We start from the raw sequence: 20,921 nt of genomic DNA on the forward strand, positions 1-20,921 counted from the left end.
CCGGGCGCCCCGCGGTCGGCGCACCCCCTCGGGATAGATTCTGTCCTGACCGACAAATCACCCACACGGGGGCTCGAATTGACCCGAAGCATACGTAAACCACTGCGCGCCGCCGCCGCGCTGGCCGCCTGTACCGCCTTCCTCGCCGGGTGCGGCGGGGGCGACGGCTACAACCTGACCAAGCCCCCCTTCGCGGGCAGCCCGGCGTGCGACACGCTCACCGGCAAGCTCCCCGACGAGCTGGGCGGCCACCGGCTGGAGAAGACGAACGTGGCCGGTGCCGCCGCCTGGGGGGACGGCGACATCATCCTGTACTGCGGTATGCCCAAGCCGGAGACCGGTGCCGACTGCCTCACCGAGGGCGGGATCGACTGGACCGCGCAGAAGCCCGCCGACGACCGGACCGCCAAGATGTTCGCCACCCAGGGCCGCGACCCCAGCGTGCAGGTCCGGTTCCGCAACGAGAACACCGACCCCTCGGCCGTTCTCCCGTCCCTCGCCCCGGCCGTGAAGGACATCAAGGCCGACGGCAAGGGATGCGACGCCGGAAGCTGACCCCTCCGGCCGTACGTGAGCGGGTCCGCCGCCCGTGACAGGACGGCGGGCCCACCCGCTTGGACCGAGGACACCGGGCGGCTCATCGTCGGCGGTCAGCACGCGGGCGCCACCATCGCGTTGAGGAACTCGGTCCGGCTGATGTCCCACTCCGTGCCGTAGCGGGCCAGCACGGTGTGGACAGCACCGTACGCACGGTGGAGACCGGGATGCGTACGCTCGCTCCGGCACGTCCTGCACCAACCGGGCAGCGGGAGTTCCGCCGATCCACCGTGGCAGCTCGGGCAGGCTACCCAGTCGCCGAGCAAATCGGCCACGAGCCGCCGCGTGAGTATGTCGAGTCCCGTCCCGCCGTAGAACAGGGAGAACGGCTCCTCCGTCCGGGCAGGCCCCGAGAGCACCCGGCTGCTGCCGTCCGGCTCGACAACGACGATGCGATGCCCGCCACTCGTACGCGCGTGATACGTACGGTCCTCCCGCCGCTCCCGCTCTGCCCAGGAGCCCGGCCGGACCGCTCCGGGGCGGGCGGCGAACAGGTCGCCCGAGCCCCGTCCGCCGCCGTCCAGAGGAACATCGGAGCAGCCGGACGGCGGGGGCCAGTCGCCCCACAGGAGGCCCGACGCCTGGAGTTCCGCCAGGCTCCGGTTCCCGCCGCCCGCGCGCAGGATCTCGCGGAAGCGGTACGCCTGGCGGTGCAGGAGCAGCGTGGCGAGCGGAGCCGGTTCGGCGGGCCCGGCGTCGTCCGCGTCGTCTGCGGGCCGGATGCTCGTCCCCAGAAGGAAGGCCCGCGGTTCGTCACGGTCCCTCAGCCAGGGCGGCAGGAAGAACGCGGCCTCGGTCGGACGCCAGGGAGCCTCCGCCCAGGACCGCAGCCGGGCCAGAAAGTCCCCGGCCTCCGGTGACAGGCCGGTCCCGGTGTACCCGCCGCGCCCGGAGGCGAGATCGGCGAGAAGGTTCCGACCGTACCGACGTGCTCCGAGCCCTGTGGCGGCTGCTTCCAGGGCGATACGCCAGCGTGCCGCTGCCACCCGTACAGTCAGGCCGGGATGGTGGACGTCCTCGTTCTCACGCACTGCCTGGAGCAGCGCGGTGTGCGGATCGTGGCTGAAGGTGTCCACCCGCCACGTGTTGAGTACGTACGCCTCCCGCCGCAGAACGTCCGTATCGACGGCATCGGACCAGGCCCCCGCCCCGTCCCCGGTCCCAGCCCCGTCCCCGGCCTTGAAGCGCACCTGCTGCCGACCTCCCGACTCCAAGACCCCGATCGCTGTTCCGGCTATCGCGAGGGCCAGCGATCCGTGCCCCTCGGGCGTTCGGTAAAGGGGGCGCAACGCCCAGCGGATGATCTGCCGGAACGCCTCGCGGTAGTGGGCCTCGGCGCCTTCGCCATAGTCGCGCCGGTCCCCGGCGACCGGGAGGAACCGATCGTGCTCGACGGGAACGGGCAGGCGCAGCAGCTCGGTGAGCAGGGCACGGTTCGCGGGCTGCAAGGACTCCACGATCTCCACCACGCGGGTGGTGCGGGCGATCTCCGAAGGGCCTCGCAGCTGGTGCCTCAAGGCATCGCCGGCCGCGTCCAGTTCCCGGGCGAACAGGACGAGAGCCGTACGGTCGCCCTCGCGGATCGCCCGGGCCGTCCCGGAGATCAGGGACTCCAGCGCCCGACGGCACACCGCGTCGAATCCCGCTTCGAATGCCCGGTCCGCGATCGTGGTCAACGCCCTTGCGGCTGCTTCCAGTTCGAGGGCGTACGGGATGTGCTGGGGTGCCCGCCGGGTCAGATCGGCGCTGCGGTCCGGCCCTGTGCCCAGGCGGTAGCGGAGTTGCTCGTCGAGGTGGTCGACCACCAGGTTGTAAGGCGCCCATCGGTGTGCCGTCAGGAGTTCCGCCGCCAGCTCCTCGAACAGCCGGCACCCGTCGGCGAAGGCTTCCGCCCGCTTCCGCGCCTCGGGGCTGTCGCTGCGCGGGCGGGCCGGGCGCCCGGAGAGTTCGGCGATGCCCGCCACTCCCTCGCGGAGCACGTCGTCGAGGTCCAGGTTCGGCCGACGGCCGGGGAGGAGTGCGGGCCGGTACGGCTGGAGGCCCCGGGCGGGGCGTTCACGTACGGCCGGAGCGACCAGGGGCGGGACGCCCAGAGGGTCGACGGAATCGCTCAGGGAGCGGGCAACCTCGTGTACGGCGGTGGCGAGTGCACGGGCGAGCTGCCTCTGCTCGTCGATGGTCACCCCCGTGGCCCGCCCCAGGGCCCGGAGGCCACCCAGGGCATGGGAGAAGACCTCGCGGCCGGTTTCGGGACGCGCCAGACGGGCGGTGGAGCCGAGGACGCCGCTGACCTCGGAGCGCAGGCGGGCGTCTCCCTGGGCCACCGCCAGCTGGGTCAGGCCGTCCAGCAGCCGGACGACGGACGCCCGGCTGTGCGCGGTGTCGTGGTCGAGGAGCGCGTACACCAGCCGCTGCGCCTGAATCCGGGCCGCCGCGTGGTCGTGGAGCGAGTCACCGGCATGGGCCAGGACGGCGTGGACCACCCCGGTGGCGGCATCGCAGAGCTCCAGGCAGCGGGCCTCGGCCTCATGCCTGCGGTTGGGGCGGCGGGCCTTGCGCCCCTCCAGCTTCCCGAGCGCGTTGACGGCGCGCGTCACCGGGCGGTCCAGCAGCCACCCCGTACGCAGGCGCGCGGCAAAGAACGGCAGGGCGGGCAGGAGGGACAGCGTCACCGGCAGGAACAGCATGAGCGAGACGAGGGTGCCGCCCCTCGACGGCACCGCGGCCAGCAGGCCGGGCACCACGAAACCCGCGGAGAAGAACACGCCGTACGCGACCGCCGTGCCGTCCAGGACCGAGACGGCCAGCCGCACGCTGTACCGCAGGTGGATCTGGACGGCCAGCATCGCGTACGTCACGACGAACACCATCAGGGTGGCCGTCATGGCCGCGATACCCAGAGGGATGGAGACCCAGGTCTCGGCGCTCCGGGCAGGCCCGTCCCAGCAGTACAGCAGCACCAGCCATGCGGCGCTCAGCAGCCCCCACACCCAGAGCGCGTGTCCGGTCTTCCTGTTGACGTTCCGCCTGACGTTCCGCCGCAACCGGCGGAGTACCCCGTACATCATGCCGGTGATTGTTTCGTACACCGGGTTCGTCGCCCCGGGCCGAGCACGGGAAGGCGGCTCCGACCCACCAGAGGATTCTTGACCGAACATTCTTGACCGATCGTTCTGCATGGGCTTACGATTTCCATCGTGGCCAGGACCAAGGAATTCGACCCGGAGGCCGCGCTGCAGTCGGCCCTTGAGCTGTTCTGGCAGCGCGGGTACGAAGCGACGTCGATGGCCGATCTCGTCGAGCACCTCGGGATCGGCCGCGCCAGCATCTACGCCACCTTCGGCAACAAGCACGAGCTGTATCTGAAGGCCCTGGACAGGTACACGGAAGGGTGCGATCAGCTCTTCCTCGCCGAGCTGTCCCAGCCCGGTCCCGCACTGCCCGCCGTGCGGGCACTGGTCCGGCGGTTCGCCTCGGAGGCCACCTCGCTGGAAATGCGCCTGCGCGGCTGCCTCGTCACCAACACCGCGGCCGAGCTGGCCCCGCACGATCCGGCGGCGGCCCGGCGGGTCGAGTTGAGCTGGGAGCACATCGAGACCCCGCTGCACTCCGCGCTCATACGGGCCCAGGCCCAGGGCGAGCTGCCCGAGGACCGCGATCCACGGGCCCTGGCCCGCATGCTGTTCGTCATGCTCCAGGGCGTACGGATCGTCGGCAAGGCATCCAGCGACCCGGCCCGCGTCCAGGACGCGGCCGAGCAGGCACTGGCCCTGCTGGACTGAACCCGCGCACGGGGCCCGCCCCGACCCACCTCACCCCCACCTCCGCCCCCACTCCGGCCACCAACCCCGCACGCCCAAATAATAGACCGATCGTTCAAATAAAAGGCAGACTCAGGAAAGGGGCGCCACATCATGAACAGGCAGCACCGACGCGCCTTCGTCCTGCTCGGGGCCGTCCAGACCACGATCGTCTTCACGCTCACCGCCATCGCCGTACCGCTCCCCGACATCGGGCGGGAGTTCGGCCTGCAACGAGCCGAACTGATCCTGCTCAGCGCCGCGTACGGACTCACCTTCGCCGGGTTACTGCTCTTCGGAGGCCGCCTCGCCGACCGTTACGGCGGACGGCGCGCCCTTGCCGCGGGGCTCGGGCTCTTCGCCGCCGCCTCGGCCGCCGCCCCGTTCTCCCCGGGGTTCGGGGAGCTGATCGCGGCCCGCTTCGCCCAGGGTGCCGGTGCGGCGCTCGTCGCGCCCGCCGCCATGGCCGTGCTGGGCGCCGTGTTCCCCTCCCCCGCCGCGTACGCCAGGGCGATGGCCACCTGGGGCGGGCTCTCCGTCCTCGGGGCCACGGCGGGCAATCTGCTCTCCGGGGTCATCCTGGCCGCGCTCTCGTGGCGGTGGACCTTCGCCGCACCCTTCGCCGTCGCGGTCATGGCCCTCTGCCTCATGCCCCGGCTGCTGCCGCCCACCGCCGCGCACCGGGGCCGGGCCCTGGACCTGTCGGGTGCGCTGCTCGCCACCGCCGGTATCACCTCGGCGAGTTACGGACTCGTCGTCACCGACGCCCGGCCCTGGACGTCGGCCGGTGTGCTGGTGCCGCTGCTCGGCGGGAGCGCGCTGCTGGCCCTGTTCCTGTACGTGGAGCGGCACGCCCGTGATCCCCTGCTGCCCGCCCGTTTCCTGCTCGACCGGCGGCGGGCCCTCGCCCTCGCGGCCATAGCGCTGAGCGCCTGCGGTACGGCGCTGACCTTCGTGATCCTCTCCCTCGACCTCCAGCAGACACGCGGCTGGTCGCCCCTGGAGACCTCGGCCGCGTTCCTCCCCTTCGCCCTCGCGCTGATCGTCTCGGGGCGGGCGGCGGAGCGGCTCCTCGGCCGGTACGGGGCCGGGGCCGTCACGACCGCCGGGCTCGGCGCCGCCGGGGCCGGGCTCGTGCTCCTCGCCGTCACGGGGCTCGATGAGCACACCCCGTACGCGTACGGGCTCCTGCCGGGCCTTGTGCTGCTGGCAGGCGGTGCCGCGGCCTCCTTCGCGGGCGGTGCCGTGCTCGCCACCGCAGGCGTACCGCTCCGGCAGACCGGGCTGGCGGGCGGGGTGCTGAACAGTGCGATGGAGCTCGGCCCGACCGTCCTGCTCGCCGTCCTGCTCACCCTCGGCAGCGACACCCGGTCCCTGGCCGCGACGGGGACCGCGCTCGCCGCCCTTGCCCTCCTCGCCCTCCTCGCCGCCCCTGCCGCTCTCGCCGCCCCCGGCCTGCCGAACCGCCCACCCCCCTAACCCCGACCCTCGAGCCCCCTAACCGCCCGAATCGTCCGACCCTTCCGACCCTTCCGACCAAGTAGCCCACCCTCCATAAGGAGTTACCGGAATGCATCGCTTCGCCTCCACCACCGTGCTCGTCACCGGCGCCGGGTCCGGTCTCGGCCGTGCCATCGCGCTCGCCTTCGCCGCCGAGGGCGCGTCGGTGGTCGCCGCCGGGCGCACCGCCGCCTCCCTGGACGAGACGGTCGCCCTCATCGAGGCGGCAGGCGGCACGGCTGCGGCCGTCACCGCCGACGTGACGGACTCCGACCAGGTCCGCGCGCTCGTACGGGAGAGCGTCGACCGCTTCGGCGGGCTCGACATCGCCGTCAACAACGCCGGGATACTCCGGGGCATCGGGCCGGTCGGAGAGGTGAGCGAGGAGGACTGGGACGCGGTCCTGCGGACCAATGTCACCGGTGTCTGGCTGGCCATGAAGCACGAGATCGCGCACATGAAGGAGAACGGCGGCGGGGCCATCGTCAACATCTCCTCCAACCTGGGCGCCCATCTGCGCATCCCGAACGCCGCCGCGTACATCACCTCGAAGGCGGCGGTCTCCACGCTGACCCGCGCCGCCGCCCTCGACCACATCCACCAGGGCATCCGCATCAACGCGGTCAGCCCCGGCGCCTCCGCCGCGCCCATGTCGCTCCTGCCCGGCGAGAGCGAGGGCGACCGGGCCGAGCGCATGAAGTCGGAGAACCCGCTCGGCCGGGTCGCGGAGGCCGAGGAGGTGGCGGCGGCGGTGCTCTACCTGGCCTCGCCCGCGGCCGGTGCGGTGGTCGGCAGTGATCTGGTCATCGACAGCGGGGCGTCGGCCTGAGGGGCCTGAAAGGAGGAGAGGAGGGGACGGCAGGCGTCCGCCCCACCCCGCTCCGGCTACGGGGGTGCCGGAGCGGGGGTTCTCCCAGCGGGCCACCAGCTCGCGCAGGGAACGGAGTTCGGCGCCCAGGGCCTGCGCACCGGCCCGGCTGAGAGTGATCCAGGCGCGGGGGCGGCGGCCCGGAAGAGGGCGCCCAGCAGAAGGGCCGGGTGCGCGTCCGGGGGATCACCCCCACACGCACCCGGCCGTTGAGCACCACGTCACCGCGTCACCACGTCACCGCGGCGTCAGATCACCTGCCGTACGCCACGCGTCGCGCACCGCAGCACGGCATCGTCTTACGGGACGAGCCTGAGCAGCTTGTTCGGGGAGCCTGCTCCGACGTTGGTGAGGACGTTGTTGGTCGCGCCGTTCACGAGGGCCGTGGCCACGGCGGCCGGGGAGGAGCCGGGGTGGTTCGTCAGATAGACCGCCGCCGCACCGGCGACGTGCGGCGCCGCGAAGGACGTGCCGTTGCCCGTGTAGGTGGCGGTGTCCGAGGTGGCCCAGCCCGCCGTGATGTCGGAGCCCGGCGCGAAGAGGTCCACGAGGGGACCGTAGTTGGAGTAGCTGGCCCGCGCGTCCGTCCGGGTCGTGGCGCCGACGGTGAGCGCGGTCTCGACCCGGGCGGGCGAGTAGCCGGAGGCGGGGGCGTTGGAGTTGCCGGCCGCGATGGAGTAGGTCACCCCGGCCGCGATCGACCGGCGTACCGCGTTGTCCAGGGTGAGGCTGGGGCCGCCGCCGAGCGAGACGTTGGCGACGGAGGAGGAGGTGCGGTTGGCGGTGATCCAGTCGACGCCCGCGATGACCCCGGCGGTGGTGCCGGAGCCGCTGTTGTTGAGGACCCGCACGGCGACGATCTTCGCCTTCTTCGCCACGCCGTACCGGGTTCCGGCGGCGGTCGTGGCGACGTGCGTGCCGTGGCCGTTGCCGTCCTGGGCGACGGCGTCGTTGTCGACGAAGTCCCAGCCGTTCGAGGCCCGGCCTGCGATGTCCTGGTGGGTGATGCGTACGCCGGTGTCCAGGACGAAGATGGTGGTGCCGTCCCCGGCGGAGTCCGGGTAGGTGAACGTGCCGTTCAGCGGCAGGTTCGGCTGGTCGATCCGGTCGAGGCCCCAGGGCGCGTTGGTCTGGGTGGCGGTCGAGTGGACCTTCTGGTCCTGCTCGACCGAGGCGACCGCCGGGTCGGCGGCGAGCCGCTTGGCCCCGGTGCTGCTCAGCGTGGCGGCGTAGCCGTTCAGCGCCGACGTGTAGGTGCGTTTGATCTGGCCGCCGTAGCTCGCTATCAGCTTCTTGCCCTGCGTCGCGGACGCGCTGAACCCGGCCGTCTCCTTCAGCGTGACAATGTAGCTGCCGGGAACCGCCTCGGCCGCCCCTGCCTGGAGGACTCTGCCCTGCGGCTGGGGGGCCGCCTGGGCCGGTAAGGCCGCACCGGCTCCGACCGCGAGCGCCAAGGTGGTGGCCGCGGCGATCGCTCCGGCGATCCTTCGCTTGGTGGTGCGCACTGCTGCCATGAAGAAATCTCCTCGAACGGCGGCGCGCCGGGGGTTCACGCGCCGGGGGATGCGGCGGACGGGGGTTCGTCCGCCGTACTCCGACGATGGAGCCGTGCGTTCGGGCGGGGCAAGAACGACCGAGCGGATGTCATGACCGCGCCATATTGGTGACCGGGCGTCAACTCTCCTTACACACACGGCAATACGGCTGTCGTGTGGCGTGCATGAACCGCCCCGCACCGCCCCTCCCCGCACCGCCCCGCCTCTCCCTGCACCGCCCCTCCCCGCCCCGTCCTCATCCGTCCCGCCCAGATCCGCCGGGGCACCCGTTAAGCGCGTCCGCCCCGGGCGAGCGCGTCCGGCAGCGTGGCGCGGATCTCGGTGATCAGGGCGCGGCCCGCCTCGTGCGCCGCCGCGCTGCCCTCGGTGGGGCTGGTGCCGGCGCGCTGGTGGAGGACGACGCCGAGGATCAGGCGCGGTGTGCCCGCGATCTCCTGCGTCGCCGCCCACACCAGATTGCCGCCCGCCGGGGTGGAGGAGCCGGTCTTCAGGCCGATGACCCCGTTCCGGCCCAGCAGCTTGTTGGTGTTGCGGAAGGTGACGTCGGCGCCGGGGGCCTCGACCGTGCGGGTGGCCACAATCTCCCGGAACACCGGGTCCTTCATCGCGGCGCGTGCCAGCTTCAGCTGGTCGGTCGCGGTGCTCTCCGTACTCGCCTCCATACCGCTCACCCCGGTGTAGGTGGTGCGCTCCATCCCGAGGGCGGCGGCGGTCTCGTTCATCTTCGCCACGAACGCCTTCTCGTCGCCCGCGCCCCAACGGGCCAGCAAGCGCGCAATGTTGTTGCCCGACGGCACCATCATCAGTTCCAGCAGGCGGCGTTGGGTGTACGTGCGGCCCGCGATCACCGGGGCCGTCGTCTCGACCGAGGAGTACGACTCGTTCGCCGCCTGCTCGTCGGCGGTGACGGCCGCACCGGGGGCGCCCGCCCGCATCGGGTGGTCCTTGAGGATCACGTACGCCGTCATGACCTTGGTGACGCTGGCGATCGGGACCGGCCGCTGCTCGCCCCGGGTGCCGAGGCTGCCGATCCCCTCGACCTCCACGCTCGCCTGGCCCTCGGCGGGCCACGGCAGGTGCAGCGACTTCGCCACGGCGGCGGAGCCGGACGCGGAGCCCGGGGCCGGTGCGGCGGGGCGGGCGTCGCCGCCCACCGCGTACCAGGTGCCCATCCCCGTCGCGAGCGCGAGGGCGGCGGAGAGCGGGACGAGGAAGGACCTCCGGCGAGGGGTGACGGCAGGGGCGGGGGCAGGGGTGTCAGGGGTGTGGGGCATGGGGGCACCTCCGGGGAGAACGTGTGCGGTTCCGCACGGTCCTCCTCACCCTCCGCGAGCCGCTCTTCCGGACCGGTGCGGTGCCGTTTCCGGGGCCGCGAGAGTGCGTTGCGGTTCCGTTTCAGCCCTCCCCCGTCACACCTTCGCCCCCGCCCCCCGGCCCCGCCCCCGGCGCCAGGTCGAGGGTGACGACCGCCCCGCCCCCGTCCCCCTCCGGCGCGTTCGCGAAGGTCAGGCGGGCGCCGAGGACCCCGGCCTGGCCCTGGGCTACGGTCAGGCCGAGCCCGTGGCCCCGGCCGCGTTCGCTGGCGCCCGTACGGAAGCGCTGCGGGCCCTCGTCGAGCAGGGCGGGCGGGAAGCCGGGGCCGTGGTCCCGTACGGCGATCCGGGCGCCCGTGACCGTGACCTCGACGGGGGCGGCGCCGTGGCGGTGCGCGTTGGTGACCAGGTTGACCACGATCCGCTCCACCCGGCGCGGGTCCGTCTCCACCAGGGCCGCGTCCCCGGCGGTGACCCGGGTCTCCGTCCCCGTACGCCGCACCACGTCCGTCACCAGCTCGCCCAGCGGCACCGCGTCCGGCCGGGCCCGTTCGGCGCCCGCGTCGAGGCGGGAGATCTCCAGCAGGTCCTCCACCAGGGCGTTCAGGGCCCGGACCCGGTCCCGTACGAGACGGGTCGCCTCGTCGGTCTCCGGGAGCAGCCCGGCGGCGGTGGACAGGCCCATCAGCGGGGTGCGCAGTTCGTGGGCGACGTCGGCGGTGAAGCGCTGCTCGTTCTCCAGCTTGCGCTGGAGGGCGGTGGCCATGTCGTCGACGGCGGCCGACATCTCCGTGATCTCGTCGCGAGCCCGGCCGGTGGCGCCGATCCGGGCATCCAGGTCCCCGTCGGCGATCCTGCGCGCGGTACGGGCTCCGCGCCGCAGCCGCCGGTTGATCGGCTCGGTGGCGAGGGCGGCGAGCGGGACGACGAAGACGAGGGCGGCGAGCACGGCCTTGACGATGGAGCGGTCCAGGAGCTGGAGGCTGCGGACCTCGGTGCTCATGTCGTGCCGTACGACGAGGACTTGGTCATCACCGACGGCCACCGCGCCCCACATCCAGTACCAGTTGGGGGCCTGCGCGTCGTACCAGGTGGCGAACCCGCCCTCGGACCGCTCCTGTTCGGCGAGATCGCGCGCCAGTGGATCGGGCAGCTCGTCCCGGGGCCGTACGTCGACGTCCGGCGGCGCCTTCCCCGTACGGCTCAGCTCCCGCTCGGCCGCGACCAGCCGGGTGAGGGTGCGGTCCTGGCCCACCCGGAGCCCGCGCTCGCGGGTCGCGTCGTGGACCAGGAAGCCGACCACCGCCGCCACCGCGCAGCAGGCGGCGGCGACAAGCGCGGCGATCTTCCAGCGCAGGGCGCGGGGGTTGAGGAGGCCCATGGTGATCCGTCGGTCAGCCGGTCAGCCGGTCGGTGGATGAGTCGGTCGGTGGATGAGTCGGTCGGTGGGTGAGTCGGTCGGTGAGTCGGCCGTCAGCTGTCAGCCGCGCACGAGCTTGTAGCCGAAGCCGCGTACGGTCTCGATCCTGCCGCTGCCGATCTTCTTGCGCAGCCGGAGCACGCACAGGTCCACGACCCGGGTGTCGCCCTCCCAGCCGTAGTCCCAGACCTCGCGCAGCAGCCGTCGGCGGTCGAGGACCGAGCCGGGCGCGGCGGCGAACTCCAGCAGGAGGCGCAGTTCGGTGGGGGTCAGCGGTACGGGTTCCCCCGCCCGGCGCACCTCCATGCCGAGGGTGTCGACGCTGAGGTCGCCGAAGACCAGGACATGGCCGGGGTCCTCCGGCGGGGGCGGGCTCTGGGACGGCTCGAAGGTGGCGCGGCGCAGCAGGGCGCGGATGCGGGCCACCAGGACGGCGGTGTCGACCGGCTTGACCACGTAGTCGTCGGCGCCCGCCTCCAGGCCCGCGACCACGTCCAGCGCGTCGCCGCGCGCGGACATCATCAGGACCGGAACGAGGCTCTCCTCCCGGATGCGGCAGCAGAGGCCGATGCCGTCCAGCTCGGGCAGCATCACGTCCAGGATCAGCAGGTCGTGCCCGCCCGCGCGGAACGCCTCCAGGCCGCCGAGCCCGTCGGCGGCCACGTCCACGCGGTAGCCGTAGCGCTCCAGGGCCAGTTGGACCGCGCGGCGGATCGTGTCGTCGTCCTCGACGACGAGCACGCTGACGGGGTCCGGGACCCGGGGTTCCGACACGCTTCCTACCTGCTCATGGTCATGGTCATGGGGATGTCACGGGGGATAAGGGGTGCTTCGCGCATCGTAGGCGGCCCCGCCGGTCACTGCCTCAGCCTCGCCGCCACCGGGCGGTGGTCGCTGCCGGTGGCGGGCAGGGTCCAGGACGCGAGCGGGGTCATCCCCCGTACGAGGACGTCGTCGATGCGGACCACCGGGAACCCGGCCGGGTAGGTGAACCCGAAGCCGTCCCCGGCCTCCCGGTGGGCGGAGCGGAGCTGCGAGGTGAGGGGGGCCAGGGCCCTGTCCCGGTATGTGCCGTTGAAGTCGCCCAGCACCACCGCGCGGGGCGCGGGCTCGGCCCGTACGGCGGCGGCCAGCGCCCGGGCCGCCTCGTTGCGGCGGTCCGTGGTGAAACCGGCGGCGGTCACCCGTACGGAGGCGAGGTGCGCCGCGTAGACGGCGACGGGTCCCCCGGGCGTGTCCGCCGTGGCCCGTACCGCCCGGGTCCACGGCATGATCGGCACCTCCCGCACCTCCGTGAGCCGGTGCCTGCTCCAGAGGCCGACCCCGCCGAGGACCGCGTGGTGGGGGTAGGCGGCGGCGAGCTCCCGCTCGTAGACGGGCGTGGACTTCCTGGAGAGCTCCACCAGCGCCAGGACGTCGGCCCCGGCTCCGGCGAGGGCCCGCGCGGTCCCGGCCGGGTCGGGGTTCCCCTCGTCCACGTTGTGGCTGAGGACGGTGAGGCCGTCTCCGGTGGAGCGCCTGTCCGTGAGCGTGCCGCCGAAGAGCGTCGCCCAGACCAGGGCGGGTGCGAGTACGGCGACGGCGGCGAGCCTCGAACGCCGTACGGCCGCGAGGACGAGCAGCACCGGGACGGCCAGGCCGGTCCAGGGCAGCAGGGTCTGGAAGAGGCTGCCGAGGTTGAGGGCCGCGTTCGGGATCACGGTGTGCAGGGCCATCAGCGCGGCACAGAGCAGGGCGGTGCAGCAGAGCAGGACGGGAGCGGCGGGGCGGCGGGCCGGGGGTGTGCCCGGGGCAGGGGCCTCAGGGGTGGTTGGGGCCTGCTGGGTGTTCGGCACGGTACGGGTCTCCCAACGTCACGTACGCCGGGGGTCGGGTACGCCCCCAGCGTCCGGGACCCGCGCTTCCGGCCGGTCAGGGCAACGCTTCGGGGACCGCGCGGGTCTGTATCAGCTGGGTATCGGCGGGTCGCGTCGGCTGGGGTCGGCGGCCGCAGCAGCAGTGGCGGTGGCGGTACGCCTGCGGGGCCGCGTCGGCTACCCGTCCGCAGGGGGGCCGGAGGCGCTGACCGGGGTGAGTGCCGTACGGGCGTGGCGCACCGCTTGCTCCGGAGTGAGCCGGGCCCCCCTCTCGTACGCCTCCGAGAACGCGTCCGGGCCCAGCGCGCCCCGCGCCGAGGCGGTGATGCGGTCGACGTCGGCCCGTTCGGCGGGCGGCAGCGGGGCTCCGGCCCGGCGGCGGGCCGCCGCCGCCGCACCCAGGAGGACGGCCGCGCGGGTGGCAGCGGGGCCGTGGCCGGGCAGGGCCGCCGCTCCGGCGAGGCCCTCCAGGGAGAGGGCCAGGGCGCGGGGCTCGGCGAGGGCGAGCGCGATCTCCAGGCCCTCCAGGTGCTGGGCCGCCGCCCCGCGCGCATCGCCGCGCAGCTCGGCGACGAAGCCGAGCTCGGCCCGCAGGAGGTGGTCGCCCGCCCGGGAGGAGACGTCGGCGTAGCCGTCGCGGATGTGCAGCAGGTACGCCTCGGCCCCGGCCAGGTCGCCCGAGCGGCGGGCGCCGAGGGCGAGGCCCATCTCGGAGTGGATCTCGCCGTACTTGTAGCCCTGTTCGGCGGCGATCCGGCGCGCCTGCTCGTGCAGATCGCGGGCGCGGTCCCAGTCGCGGGCGAGCAGCGCGAGCCGGCCGAGCCCGGAGAGCCGGGCGGACACCTCCGCCTCCAGGCCCAACTCCCGCGCCATCTTGAGCCCTTCGTGCTGCCTGTGCTCCGCGTCCTCGTACGCCCCTTTGATCTCGGCGAGCGCGGCGAGCGGCGAGACGGTCTGCAACTCGCCCCACCGATCGCCTAGTTCGCGGAAGATCAGGGCGCTGCGCACACCGTCCCGGCCGAGCCCGGCGAGGTCGCCGCAGACCAGGGCGAGCGTCGCACGCAGCCCGAGCGCGGCGGCGGTGCCCCACTGGTCGTCCTCGGCGGTGAAGAGCCCGAGGGCGCGCGTGTTCAGCTCGCCGCCCCCGGCCGCGTCACCCGCGCTGAACAGGCCGTACGCACAGAGCCAGAGTGCCCGCGCCCGGCGTACGGGGTCGGGGACGGCGTCTGCGACGGCGGCGAGACCGGGGTGCCCCTCGGCGAAGGGGGCGGCTGCGGCGTGATCCCCGGTGAGGAGGGCGAAGGCGGCGTGGAGGAGGGCGAGTTCGGCGGGGCGGGAGGGAGCAGTGGGGGTGACGGGGGTGGTGGCGGAAGCGGGGGGCTCGGCGGAGGCGGAAGGCGTCGACTCGGTGGCGGTGGTGGGCTCTACGGGGGCCGGCCCGGCAGAGGCGGGCATCGGCCCACTGGCGGTGGCGGGACCGGGCCCAGGGGCAGGGGTGAGATCGGCGGGGGCAGGCGTCGGCCCGGTGGCAGTAGCAGGCCCAGTGGGGGAGGCGGCAGGCCCGGCGGCGGGCGCGGACCCGATGCCGACGGCGGTCGCGGGCCCGCCGTCGGTCGCGGTCACGGGCCCGGCAGCGGGCGCGGGCCCCGTGACGGCCGCCGGGCCCGCAGCGGCGGGGCCTCCCGTCGCCTCCAGCACCGCCCCCAGGCTGCGGCGGGCCTCCGTGAGGCGGCCTCGTAGCAGCCACCACCAGGCCAGGGCGGTGGCCAGCCGGATGGCCTCCTCCGGGGCTCCCGCGCCCGCCCGGCGCACCGCCTCGTCCAGCGCCGTCCGCAGGTTGCCGGCCTCGGCGTCCAGCCGGGCCAGCCAGGGCCGCTGCCCGGCGCCGCGCAGATGCGGTTCGGCGTGTTCGGCCAGGGCCCGGTAGTGGAGCAGATGACGGTCCCGTACGGCGGTGAGGTCCTCCATCTCGTGGAGCCGCTCGGTGGCGTACGCGGCGACGGACTCCAGGAGGCGGTAGCGGGGGCCGGTGGGGCCGGTCACCACGACCACCAGGGACCGGTCGACCAGCCGGGTGACCAGGTCGAGCACCTCGTCCCGGGCGACGCCGTCCCCCGCGCAGACCGCTTCGGCGGCGGCCAGGTCGCAGCCGTCGCTGTGGGCGGCGAGGCGGCGCAGGACGATGCGTTCGGGCGCGCTGAGCAGCTCCCAGCTCCAGTCGATCACCGCCCGCAGCGTCTGCTGGCGGGCCGGGGCGCCGCGCTGCCCGAAGGTCAGCACCCGGAACCGGTCGTTGAGCCGTGCCGCCAACTCCCGTACGCCCAGAGCCCGTACGCGGGTGGCGGCGAGCTCCAGCGCGAGCGGGATGCCGTCGAGGCGGCGGCAGATCTCGGCGACGGCCCGGCGGTCGGGTTCCTCCGGCGCCTGCGGGTCGCGCGGGAAGCCGGGGGTCGCGGCGGCGGCCCGCTCCATGAACATCCGGACCGCGTCGGCGGGCGGCAGCGGCTCCACCAGGAACACCGCCTCGCCCGCCAGCCCGAGCGGCTCCTGCCCGGTGGCCAGGACCCGCAGACCGGGGGCGGTGCGCAGGAGCAGCTCGGTGAGCTCGGCGGCGGCGTCGACGACGTGTTCGCAGTTGTCCAGGACGAGCAGGGTCCGGCGGTCGCGCAGGGCGGCGGCGAGGCGGTGCGGCAGGGAGGAGACACCGGTGCCGGTGCCCGGCAGGGAGCGGGGGGCGTCGTCCCGGATGCCGAGGGTGGCGGCGACGACCTGGGCCAGGTCGGCAGGGGTCCCGGCGCGGACCCCGGAGAACTCCACGAGCCATATGCCGTCCGCCAGTTCACCCGCCCGACGGCCGTCCCGCTCGGCGGTGGCCGCCGCCACGGCCAGCCGGGTCTTGCCCACACCACCGGGGCCGGTGAGGGTCACCAGCCGTGCTTCGGAGAGGAGTTGGGAGAGGTCCGCCAGCGCCTGGCGGCGGCCGACGAGGGGCGTGAGAGGGACGGGGAGGTTGGAGTGGGGGGCGGCCGGTGCGTTCGCCTCCGCCGGGGCGGCCGGTCCCTTCGCTTCTGTCGCGGCGGCCGGTGCGTTCGCCTCTGTCGCGGCGGCCGGTGCGTTCGCCTCTGTTGCGGCGGCCGGTGCGTTCGCCTCCGCCAGGACTGCTGGTCCGTTCGCCTCTGTCGTGGCGCCCGAACTCGCCTCCGCCTCGGCTTCCGACCTCGCCTCCGCCGCCGCGCCCGCCCTCGCCCCTGCCGCCCCCAGCCCCGGCTCCTGCCGCAGCAAAGCCCCGTGCAGTGCGGCCAGTTCGGGGCTCGGGTCGACGCCCAGCTCGTCCACCAGCCGGGCGCGGAGGTCCTTGTAGGACGCGAGCGCCTCGCTCTGGCGGCCCGCCGCGTACAGGGCCCTCATCTGGGCCGCGCGCAGGCGCTCCCGCAGCGGGTGGAGTGCCACGAGGGCGGCCAGCTCCCCGGCGAGGAGCGCGTGGTCGCCCGTCTCCAGGCGCGCCTCCGCCTGCTCCTCCAGCACGGAGAGCCGCTGCTCCGCCAGGCGCTGGGCGGCCTCCCGTACGAACGGGCCGTCCGCGAAGTCCGCGTACGCCGGTCCCCGCCACAGCTCCAGGGCCTCGGTGAGCAGCGCGGCCCGGGCGCGTGGGTCCTGGAGGGGGCGGGCCCGGGTCACCAGGGCCCGGAACCGTACGGCGTCCACCTCGTCGCCGTCGTCGAACCGCAGCCGGTACCCGGGAGGCCGGCGCTCCACCCGGTCCCGGCCGATGACCCGGCGCAGCTGGGAGATCTTGGCCTGGAGGGCGCCCACGGGGTTGCCCGGAGGCGCGTCGCCCCACAGGTCGTGGATGAGCCGGTCGACGGAGACCGGTCCCCCGTCGTTCGCGAGCAGGTCCGCCAGCAGGGCCCGGACCTTGGCCTCGGGGACCGTGACCTCACGCCCCTCGCCGTCCCACACCGCCAGTGGCCCGAGTACCCCAAACCGCATAGGCGCCACCGTACAGGTCCGGGTCACCGGCCTCCCGCGATCTTCGGGGCTCCTCGCCGGTCCGACCCGGTCCGCTCCGGCCCAACCCCCGGCCCGCTTCCGGTCCGCCCCGATCCGGTCCGATCCGGTCCGGTCCCGTCCGGGCGTCAGCCGTTCCGAAGGTTTCCCGAAGGTTCCCCGAAGCGCCCGCGCGCACAGTCGTCCGCAGGCGGCACCACAGCCCCTGCCCAGGCGCCGCACGGCCACACGCACCACAGCCCCACAGCCCCACGCCCCCCAGCACCGGCGAGGCACGGCACAGCACGGCACCCCTGGAGGGAGCGGCACCCATGACCAAGTACGCGCGCAGGACAGCCCTCGTCGCCGGGGAGGCCACCGGTATCGGCCTCGCCATCGCCAAGCGTCTCGTGGAGGGCGGGGCCTCGGTCCTGCTGACCGCCCGCACCGACGAGGAGCGCGCCCACGCGGTCGCCGAGCTCGGCTCCGCCGCCCGCGTCGTCACGCCGTCCGCCGTCGAGGCCGATACCGGTGGCGTCCCCGGCTCCCCCGGCCTCCCCGGCCTCCCCGGCTTCCCCGACGGCGTCGAGCTCCTGTTCGCCGACGCCGTCGCCACCGCACGGCCCCTGCTCCCGTACCTCAGGGACGGCGGCGCGATCGTGCTCACCGCCCCCACCGCCTGCCCCGACGCCGTGACCGCGCTCGCCGCCGAACTCGCCGCCCGGGGCATCCGCGTCAACGCCGTGGCCCCGGGCTGTATCGAGGCGCCGGGCTCCGGCGCCGTACCCCTGCCTCCGCTGGGCCGTCTCGGCGCCGCCGAGGAGGTCGCCCGGGCCGCGCTCTTCCTGGCCACGGAGGCGACGTTCACCACGGGGGCCCGGCTCCCCGTCGACGGCGGGCTGGGTCACCCGTGAACCGCTCCCGGCCCCCGCCGCTCCCTCAGCCCACCCCCGTACCCCGCACCTCCCTCACGGAAGACCTGGAGCACACCCCATGAGCACCGCACCCGACACGGCGCCCGCCGCCGCGGCACCGGACCCGAAGGGCGGAGGCGAGGAGCAGCAGAAGCTGCCGCTGTTCGCCCTGCTCGCCCTCGCCACCGCCGTCTTCATCACCAGCCTCACCGAGACCCTCCCCGCCGGTCTGCTGCCCTCGATGAGCCAGGACCTGGGGGTGAGCCAGTCCGCGACCGGCCAGACCGTCACGGTCTACGCGATCGGCACCGCCCTGACCGCGATCCCGCTCACCGCCGCCACCGCGGGCTGGCGGCGCAAGAAGCTGCTGCTCACGGCCATGGGCGGGTTCGCCCTCGCCAACACCGTGACGGCCGTGTCGTCCGTCTACGAGCTGACGATGGTGGCCCGGTTCGTCGCCGGGGTCGCGGCCGGTCTCGCCTGGGCCCTGCTCGCCGGGTACGCCCGCCGCCTGGCCCCCGTCCACCTCCAGGGCAAGGCGATGGCCGTCGCCATGGCCGGTATCCCCGTCGCGCTCTCCCTCGGCGTGCCCGCCGGTACGTTCCTCGGCGACTGGCTCGGCTGGCGCGTGGCGTTCCTGTCGATGACGGTGCTCACCGTCGTACTCCTGGTGTGGATCTCCGTCGGTGTACCGGACTTCCCCGGCCAGCAGCGCGGCGAGCGGCCGAAGCTGCTGCGCACCCTGACCATCCCCGGGGTCTCCCCGGTCCTGTTCGTCACGCTGGTCTTCGTGCTGGCGCACACCATCCTGTACGCGTACATCGCCACGTACCTCAAGGACCTCGGCCTGGACGGCCACACCGGTCTGATCCTGCTGGTCTTCGGCGGCGCCTCGCTGGCGAGCATCTGGATCGTCGGCGCGCAGATCAACCGCCGGCTGCGCGGTCTCACCGTCGGCGGCGCGCTGCTGGTCGCCGTCGCCTCGCTGCTCCTGGCCGTCCTCTCCGACACCACCGCCCTCGTCTATGTCGCCGCCGTCCTGTGGGGACTGGGCTGGGGCGGTGTGCCGACCCTGCTCCAGACCGCCGTCGGGGACGCGGGCGGCGCGTCCGCCGACTCGGCGCAGGCGATGCTCGTGACGCTCTGGAACGTCGCGATGGCGGGCGGCGGCATCGTCGGCGGCATCCTGCTCGACACCCTCGGCAGCGGGTCCTTCCCCTGGGCGGTCGTGCTGCTCCTGCTGCCGGTGATCGCGGTGGTCCTGTACGCCCGCCGGGCGGGCTTCCCCGCCCAGCGCCCGGTGGCCGCCCCTGCGGGAGACGCGGACCCGACGGCCTGACCGACCACCAGGGCTCTCGCAAGGGCCACGCCGACCGGCCGCCGGAGGACACCCGCCCCCGTCCTCCGGCGGTCATCCGCGATCACCGGACCAGCGGTCATCCGCAGTCAGCGAACCGACGGTCATCCGCAGCCACCGGTCCGGCGGTCACCGGTCGTCACCGTCGCCTGTATCCAGCCATGTTCATGATTTGTTGACACTTCACCGGACGGCTCCTCCCGGCCGCTCCACCACTGGTAGAACAGGCCACTTCCGGCTCGCACGCCACCCGCCCCCGCCGCGCGGAAGCACGTTTGCGCAGGTCAGACCCCGAACTTGCAAAATAGACGGCGGACCCGGGAAATCCCCGGCCAGGAAGGTACTTTCACCTCGTACTTATGTGCCATGTATCCACTCGGGTGCGAGCGGTGACGAGTATCGAGGGGGAGTAGCGTTACATGTCGTCAAATGAGGTACGCGCGGCCGTGCCGGACGATGCGGCGCGCATGCAGACGTTCATGGACGAGACGTTCCGGGCCTTCCGGCGCCCGGAGCAGCGTCGTTGGGCCCAGGCGTATCTCTGGGCCCTGATCCATGTATCCGGCAAGAAGACACCGCGCCGCATGGCGCTGGCGAAGCCCTTACCCTCGGCCGCGGCACACGGTCTCCACCAGTTCATCAACGCCAGCCCCTGGGACTGGAATCCGGTACGCCGACGGCTCGCGCGCCTCGTCACCGCGAGCGCGGCACCGCACGCCTGGACCGTCACCGAGCTCGTCATCCCCAAGCGCGGCGAGCACTCGGTGGGCGTGCACCGGTACGTCGATACCGCGACCGGACGCGCCGTCAACTGCCAGCGGGCGGTGGGCCTCTTCCTCGCCTCGGGCCATCACTCCTATCCGGTGGACTGGCGCCTCGTCCTCGGCGGGGCGTGGGACTCCGACCAGGAGCGCAGGCGGCGGGCGCGCATCCCCGGGACCGAGGGCGGGCGTACGGTCACCGACCTGATCGTGGAGTACGCCGCCGAGGCCGCGACGCGGTATCAACTCCCTGGCCTTCCCTGGGTCCTGGACCTCACCCGGTACGAGGACGCGGCGGGTGTCCTCGCGGGCCTGGAGCGGCTCGGGGCCGACGTGGTGTGCGAGGTGCCGGCGGACCTGCCGGTGCTCGCCAGTCAGCACACGTCCGCCGTCACCACCGTGGGCGCGCTCATGGAGCTGCGGCACGCCCGGCAGACCCATGTGCTGCTCCGGCACTCCGCCGACGGCCACGTCCGGGCCGTACCGGTCCACACCTACGCGGGCACGGTGAACCTGCCCCGCCCGGGCAACGGCACCGGGAGCGGCACCGGAATCAGCGGCGGGCCCGGCAACGGCACCGGCGATGACGCGGGCGCACGCCCGTACCGCATCCTGGAACGGCCCGGCCTCGATGTCCGCCAGCCCTGCCGGTACTGGCTCACCACGCTCACCGACCGCCGGGTGGAGGAGATCCTCCGCCTCGCGCGCAGCCACTCCGCGGCCCTCTCGGCCGTGACCACGCTCCGCCACCGGTTCGGCGTCCTCGACTTCGAGGGCCGCTCCTTCCCCGGCTGGCACCACCACATGACCATGGCCTCGGCCGCCTACGTCTACCAGCGCCTGTCCGGCAACGCCTGCCGGGCCACCCCACCACCGGACCGGCCCGACCCACCGGACCCCCCGCCGCGAGCACCGGCCGCATCGGTCACACCGGCCGCGGCGCTCGCCGACGCTCCGAACTGACGTGAAGCCAAGGGGGAGAAGTGGGGCAC

General features: G+C 74.0%; 14 protein-coding genes. 7 read left to right on the top strand and 7 right to left on the bottom strand.

Annotated elements, in window-relative coordinates:
- Positions 1-78 precede the first annotated feature (78 nt).
- Positions 79-555, top strand: coding sequence for a hypothetical protein (locus tag B7C62_15935; protein ARF73580.1), 477 nt, complete (start codon positions 79-81; stop codon positions 553-555).
- A gap of 95 nt (positions 556-650) precedes the next feature.
- Here B7C62_15935 and B7C62_15940 read toward each other — a convergent pair whose 3' ends face one another.
- Positions 651-3,665, bottom strand: coding sequence for a hypothetical protein (locus tag B7C62_15940; protein ID ARF73581.1), 3,015 nt, complete (start codon positions 3,663-3,665; stop codon positions 651-653).
- A gap of 129 nt (positions 3,666-3,794) precedes the next feature.
- Between B7C62_15940 and B7C62_15945 the strand changes: the two genes are divergently transcribed.
- From B7C62_15945 to B7C62_15955, 3 genes are all read left to right on the top strand, one after another.
- Positions 3,795-4,379, top strand: a complete 585-nt coding sequence (locus B7C62_15945; GenBank protein ARF73582.1) for a TetR family transcriptional regulator — start codon at positions 3,795-3,797, stop codon at positions 4,377-4,379.
- Between the two features lie 132 nt (positions 4,380-4,511).
- The gene (locus B7C62_15950) at positions 4,512-5,876 is read left to right on the top strand and encodes an MFS transporter (protein ARF73583.1); all 1,365 of its coding nucleotides are present in this window, start codon (positions 4,512-4,514) and stop codon (positions 5,874-5,876) included.
- Between the two features lie 91 nt (positions 5,877-5,967).
- On the top strand, positions 5,968-6,726 hold the full coding sequence (locus tag B7C62_15955; GenBank protein ID ARF73584.1) for a short-chain dehydrogenase: 759 nt from the start codon (positions 5,968-5,970) through the stop codon (positions 6,724-6,726).
- A gap of 338 nt (positions 6,727-7,064) precedes the next feature.
- Here B7C62_15955 and B7C62_15960 read toward each other — a convergent pair whose 3' ends face one another.
- From B7C62_15960 to B7C62_15985, 6 genes are all read right to left on the bottom strand, one after another.
- The gene (locus tag B7C62_15960) at positions 7,065-8,279 is read right to left on the bottom strand and encodes a peptidase S8 (GenBank protein ID ARF73585.1); all 1,215 of its coding nucleotides are present in this window, start codon (positions 8,277-8,279) and stop codon (positions 7,065-7,067) included.
- Positions 8,280-8,590: 311 nt separating this feature from the next.
- Positions 8,591-9,595, bottom strand: a complete 1,005-nt coding sequence (locus tag B7C62_15965) for a peptidase M15 (GenBank protein ARF73586.1) — start codon at positions 9,593-9,595, stop codon at positions 8,591-8,593.
- Positions 9,596-9,716: 121 nt separating this feature from the next.
- Positions 9,717-11,015 carry a two-component sensor histidine kinase gene (locus B7C62_15970; protein ID ARF73587.1) on the bottom strand — a complete coding sequence of 433 codons (1,299 nt, stop codon included), beginning with the start codon at positions 11,013-11,015 and terminating at the stop codon, positions 9,717-9,719.
- Positions 11,016-11,114: 99 nt separating this feature from the next.
- The gene (locus B7C62_15975) at positions 11,115-11,828 is read right to left on the bottom strand and encodes a DNA-binding response regulator (GenBank protein ID ARF73588.1); all 714 of its coding nucleotides are present in this window, start codon (positions 11,826-11,828) and stop codon (positions 11,115-11,117) included.
- A gap of 83 nt (positions 11,829-11,911) precedes the next feature.
- Entirely contained in the window at positions 11,912-12,889 is a 978-nt protein-coding gene (locus B7C62_15980; protein ID ARF73589.1) for an endonuclease/exonuclease/phosphatase, read from the bottom strand.
- A gap of 198 nt (positions 12,890-13,087) precedes the next feature.
- Positions 13,088-16,900: an AfsR family transcriptional regulator gene (locus tag B7C62_15985; GenBank protein ARF73590.1), complete on the bottom strand. Its 3,813-nt coding sequence runs from the start codon at positions 16,898-16,900 to the stop codon at positions 13,088-13,090.
- A gap of 329 nt (positions 16,901-17,229) precedes the next feature.
- On the opposite strand from B7C62_15985, the gene B7C62_15990 reads away from it, so the two are divergent.
- From B7C62_15990 to B7C62_16000, 3 genes are all read left to right on the top strand, one after another.
- Entirely contained in the window at positions 17,230-17,811 is a 582-nt protein-coding gene (locus tag B7C62_15990) for a short-chain dehydrogenase (protein ID ARF73591.1), read from the top strand.
- Positions 17,812-17,890: 79 nt separating this feature from the next.
- Entirely contained in the window at positions 17,891-19,150 is a 1,260-nt protein-coding gene (locus tag B7C62_15995) for an MFS transporter (protein ARF73592.1), read from the top strand.
- 485 nt (positions 19,151-19,635) lie between these two features.
- Positions 19,636-20,892: a transcriptional regulator gene (locus B7C62_16000; GenBank protein ID ARF77196.1), complete on the top strand. Its 1,257-nt coding sequence runs from the start codon at positions 19,636-19,638 to the stop codon at positions 20,890-20,892.
- Positions 20,893-20,921 lie beyond the last annotated feature (29 nt).

Origin of the sequence: Kitasatospora albolonga, assembly GCA_002082585.1 — a bacterium.
In the GTDB taxonomy this organism is placed as follows: Bacteria; Actinomycetota; Actinomycetes; order Streptomycetales; family Streptomycetaceae; genus Streptomyces; species Streptomyces stephensoniae.